This is a genomic window from Micromonospora sp. NPDC051300 (assembly GCF_044455315.1).
Lineage (GTDB): Bacteria > Actinomycetota > Actinomycetes > Mycobacteriales > Micromonosporaceae > Micromonospora > Micromonospora robiginosa.
In genome coordinates, this window is sequence record NZ_JBITEP010000067.1 from 1 (window position 1) to 4152 (window position 4152).

General features: G+C 72.0%; 5 protein-coding genes. All 5 read left to right on the forward strand.

The features are described 5' to 3' along the window. The first annotated feature begins 316 nt into the window (after window positions 1–316). Genes ACIA5A_RS30840 through ACIA5A_RS30860 form a run of 5 tightly spaced genes read left to right on the forward strand, consistent with a single transcriptional unit; the run spans window position 317 to window position 3715 of the window. Window positions 317–565 (forward strand): hypothetical protein, encoded by a 249-nt coding sequence (locus ACIA5A_RS30840; protein WP_396768295.1) that lies wholly within the window; start codon window positions 317–319, stop codon window positions 563–565. After that, the gene (locus ACIA5A_RS30845) at window positions 562–852 is read left to right on the forward strand and encodes a hypothetical protein (protein ID WP_396768297.1); all 291 of its coding nucleotides are present in this window, start codon (window positions 562–564) and stop codon (window positions 850–852) included. Before ACIA5A_RS30840 ends, ACIA5A_RS30845 begins: the two co-directional genes overlap by 4 nt. After that, window positions 849–1154 (forward strand): hypothetical protein, encoded by a 306-nt coding sequence (locus tag ACIA5A_RS30850; RefSeq protein ID WP_396768299.1) that lies wholly within the window; start codon window positions 849–851, stop codon window positions 1152–1154. The genes ACIA5A_RS30845 and ACIA5A_RS30850 overlap by 4 nt, the downstream gene beginning before the upstream one ends. Window positions 1155–1163: 9 nt before the next feature. Then, window positions 1164–2156, forward strand: a complete 993-nt coding sequence (locus tag ACIA5A_RS30855; RefSeq protein ID WP_396768301.1) for a bifunctional DNA primase/polymerase — start codon at window positions 1164–1166, stop codon at window positions 2154–2156. Further along, window positions 2153–3715 (forward strand): hypothetical protein, encoded by a 1563-nt coding sequence (locus ACIA5A_RS30860; RefSeq protein WP_396768303.1) that lies wholly within the window; start codon window positions 2153–2155, stop codon window positions 3713–3715. The genes ACIA5A_RS30855 and ACIA5A_RS30860 overlap by 4 nt, the downstream gene beginning before the upstream one ends. Window positions 3716–4152 lie beyond the last annotated feature (437 nt).

Consider the following 4152-nt stretch of genomic DNA (forward strand, 5'->3'; position numbering starts at 1 on the left):
TACAGCGGGTGGGAGGCCGCGCAGCTCACCACCGCCCTCAAGCCGCACCCGCTGGTGAAGGTCGGCGACGTGGGGCGCCGCATCGACGGCAAGCCCGTCACCCGGCGCGGCATCAAGCACACCGATGTGCTCGCCGCGATTGCGGAGCGTGATCGGAGGCGGTCCGCCGGCTAACCGGTCGCCAGGGTGCTAGCGCTAGCGGCCCGACCTGCTAGCGCTAGCACCCCCGCTAGCACCCGATCTGAATCATGAGCTGCGACCTAGCAGATAGCAGCTCACCGCCCCGCGCACCCGAAAACCGGCCCGGGAGGCACTTGTGGACCCCCTGCTCACCCTCGCTAGCGTCACCCTCCTGTCCGCCCTGCTGGTCACGCTCGGTTACACCATGCTGTGTTGGGTCAGCCCGTTCAAACGCTGCCAGCGGTGCGCCGGCACCGGCCACACCACCACCCGCGTCCTCCACCGCCCGCGTGCCTGCCGCCGCTGCGACCGGGGACTGCGGCTACGCACCGGGCGCCGCGTGTTCAACGTCTTCCGGCGGCTGCGCGCCGAGGCCCACCGATGAACCGCCCCGCCGGCCACACCGGCTGGTGCGGCAGGGACCACCGCTGCGGCCTCGGCGAGCACCGCTCACCCGAAATCGTGGTCGACATCCCGGGTCACGCCCGCGCCGTGCTGGTGCGCGTGCGCACCGCCGCCGGCCGCGAGCACGCCGAGGTACGCGTCCGCGTCGCGCTCGCGGCCGGCGAGGTGGCCGCCCGCCGTCAGTTGGTCGGCTTGCTCGGCGACCTGCGCCAGGCCGTCACCCGCGCCGCCATCGCGGCCCGGCCACGACCGGGGCGGGCAGCGTGACGCCCCGGCCGCGCCGCGACGGCGCATCACCGCGCGACCCGCACCTGACCGGCGGCCTCGAAGTCTGGTTAACCGGCACGCCTGCCGAGCTGGACGCCGCCACCGCAGCCCTCACCGCCGCCGGTCACCTCGCCCAGCACGGCACCCGGTGGCCGCTGACCGGCGTCGACTCCGGCCGCCACCGGCTCTACCTACGCCTGACCATCGCCGCCGCCCCACGCCGGCCCACCCGCACCCCGGACAACGCGACGGGCGCGCTGATCGACCTCGACGCCGCCCGCGCCAACCGCCGACCCGCCTAGGAGATCCCCATGCCCGACCTGCTCACCGCCGCGCTCGCCCACGCGGCACGCGGCTGGCACGTCTTCCCGCTACGCCCCGACGACAAGCGACCCGCGTTCCCCGACCACACCGCCGACCAGTGCACCGGCCGCGACCCGCGCTGCCACACCGGCCACGCCGGCTGGGAGCAGCGCGCAACCCGCGACCCGGACCGCATCCGCCGCGCGTGGTCGCACCGCCCCTACGGGATCGGTATCGCGTGCGGGCCGTCCGGTCTGGTCGTGGTCGACCTAGACGTGCCCAAGCACCCCGACGACACCCCACCGCCCGACTGGGCGGGAGCGTGCGACGGGTGGGCGGTGTTCGCCACCCTCGCCGACCGGCACGGCACCCCGATCGACCCGTTCGACGGGTTCGGCCCGAACGCCGGCCCGCGCACCGGTATCGACGCCACCTACACGGTGAGCACCGGCAGCGGCGGCACCCACCTCTACTACCACCACCCCGCCACCAGCCCGGCGCTGCGCAACACCACCGGCGACCGGGGCGGCCTCGGCTGGAAGGTCGACACCCGCGCCCACGGCGGCTACGTCGTCGCCGCCGGCTCCACCGTCGCCGGCCGCCCCTACGCCGTCGCCCTCGACGTCGACCCCGCGCCGCTACCGACGTGGCTGGCCGGGCTGCTCGCCCCAGCCCCGCGACCGGCCCGGCAGGCAGCCGCGGTGAGCCTGCCGGCCGACCGGCGCGGCCGCTACCTGGCCGCCGCGATCCGCCGGCAGGTGGCCCACCTGGCCGCCGCGCCGGACGGGCAGCGCAATCACGCCCTGTTCGCCTCGGCGGTGGCGCTCGGGCAGCTCGCCGCCGGGGGAGCGCTGACCGGCGATGACGTGACCGCCGTCCTGAAACCGGTCGCTCTGTCTCTCGGGCTACGGCCCGGCGAGGTGGCCCGCACGATCGCCTCCGGGCTGCGCGTGGGTGCGCGCCAGCCGCGCCGCCTGAGCAGCATTCGGGAGGCGGCATGAGCGCCACCCGGTTGAAGGTTGGCACCGGCCCGGAAAGCATCCGGGCGCTCAAAGCCGCGTTGGTGGATGGGCTGCTCCCGGACACGTATGTGTCCGCCGGGCAACTGGTGCACATGGAAGCCGTGTCCGGGGATCTCGCGCCGGCTGCTGATGAGGATTCGCCGTTGCCGGTGTCGGCCAGCGTCATCAACCCCGCCGGCCTGGCCGGGCTGCTCGCCGAACACGCCTACGTCTACCGGATGCGCACCCGCAAGGGCGACGGCGGCGACCCGGAACCCTACGAGGAAGAGACCACCCCGTCTCGGGAAGTGCTGTCGTCGGTGCTGGCGGGGAAGACGTGGCCGGGTGTGGCGCCGCTGCGCGGGATCATCGGCGCTCCCGTGCTACGCCGCGACGGCACCCTGTTGCAGACCCCCGGCTACGACCGCACCACCGGCCTCTACCTCGCCTCCAAAGTCGCCCTACCCACCGTGCCCGACGCACCCACCGCCGAGCAGGTCGCCGAGGCCCGCGCGTTCCTGCTCGGCCGGTTCCTGCGCGACTTCCCCTGGGCTAGTGCGGCGGACCGCGCCAACTACGTAGCCCTATTGGCCACGCCGATCCTGCGGCACTTCACCCGCTCACTGACCCCGTTCGCGCTGATCGACGCCGCCATGCCCTCATCCGGCAAAACGATCCTGACTGCCGGGCCGGGGATGCTCTACGGGCAGCGCGTCATGAACTGGGCCTACGCCGATGAGGAACTGCGCAAGTCCATCACGGCGGTGTTCGCCGAGCAGGTCGGCGTGGTCATCTGGGACAACCTCGCCGAGGGCACCGTCATCGACTCCGCCGTGCTCGCCCAACTCGTCACCAACGGCGTCTGGTCCGACCGGCAGCTCGGCGCATCAAAGAACATCGCCACCGTCAACGACCGGCTGTGGATGGCCACCGGCAACAACCTGCAAGTCGGCGGCGACATGGCCTCCCGCACCGTCCGCGTGCACCTCGACCCGGACATGCCCCGCCCCGAACTGCGCGACCAAACCGGATTCGGCATCCCGCACCTCGACCAGTGGATCACGATGCCGGCCAACCAACTCACCGTCCTGTGGCACCTCCTGGTGCTGGTGCTCGACTGGACCCGGCAAGGAGCACCGAAGGTCACCGGCCTGTCGATGCGCCAGTTCACCCCCTGGGCGCAAGCCCTCGGCGGATTCCTCGCCCACCACGGGATCGACGGGTTCCTCACCAACGCCGCCGAAGTACGGGAAATCGATGAAGACGAAACGCGCTGGCGCGCGTTCCTCACCACCTGGCACGAGCGCCACGCCGGTCGACCCGTGACCGCCGCCGACCTCCGCCGCGACGCCGAACCCCTGCACCTCGGCAGCGACGCCCACGACCCGTGGGACGGCCAGTTCATCACCACCGCCGCCGGCCGCCTACCCAACCCGCTGCAACTCGGCCGACTCCTCACCGGACAAGCCGGACGCTGGCGAGGCGACCACGTCATCCGGGCAGGCCGCAACGAACGCGGCGACCGGGCCGTGTTCTGGGTCGAACGCCACCAGGGCTAAAAAGCGCTGAACCATCTCCGCATCTCCGCAACGCCGCACCACCCCTCCACCACCAGCGAAAACATCCTGCGGAGATCAGAGAATCAGCAACCACCGATCTCCGCATCTCCGCAACCTCGGTGCGGAGATGAACCCGATTGCGGAGATGACCGGTCACCAGCACTCCGCATCTCCGCAAGCATTCGCCCAGCTCAGAGGCATGTTTGCGGAGATGCGGAGATGCGGAGATGGTTCAGCCCTCTTGCGCCGCCGAATATCCCCGCCGCCACCGTCCGCTCATCCCGGACCCGCTGGGCATACGCATCAGCACAGCAGCGACCTCATCGCGGTCGACGTCAGCCCGGGAGTGTGTCGATTTCCGTGTTTGGGCCTGTGGTGTGATCGAGATTGTTAGATGGCGATCCGGTCGCCGTAGGCGAGGATAAGGGCGTTGAGGG

Bases quoted from the DNA above. Each gene is read 5' to 3' on its own strand.
- ACIA5A_RS30845 (WP_396768297.1), top strand. From the start codon at position 562: ATGAACCGCCCCGCCGGCCACACCGGCTGGTGCGGCAGGGACCACCGC.
- ACIA5A_RS30855 (WP_396768301.1), top strand. From the start codon at position 1,164: ATGCCCGACCTGCTCACCGCCGCGCTCGCCCACGCGGCACGCGGCTGG.
- ACIA5A_RS30860 (WP_396768303.1), top strand. From the start codon at position 2,153: ATGAGCGCCACCCGGTTGAAGGTTGGCACCGGCCCGGAAAGCATCCGG.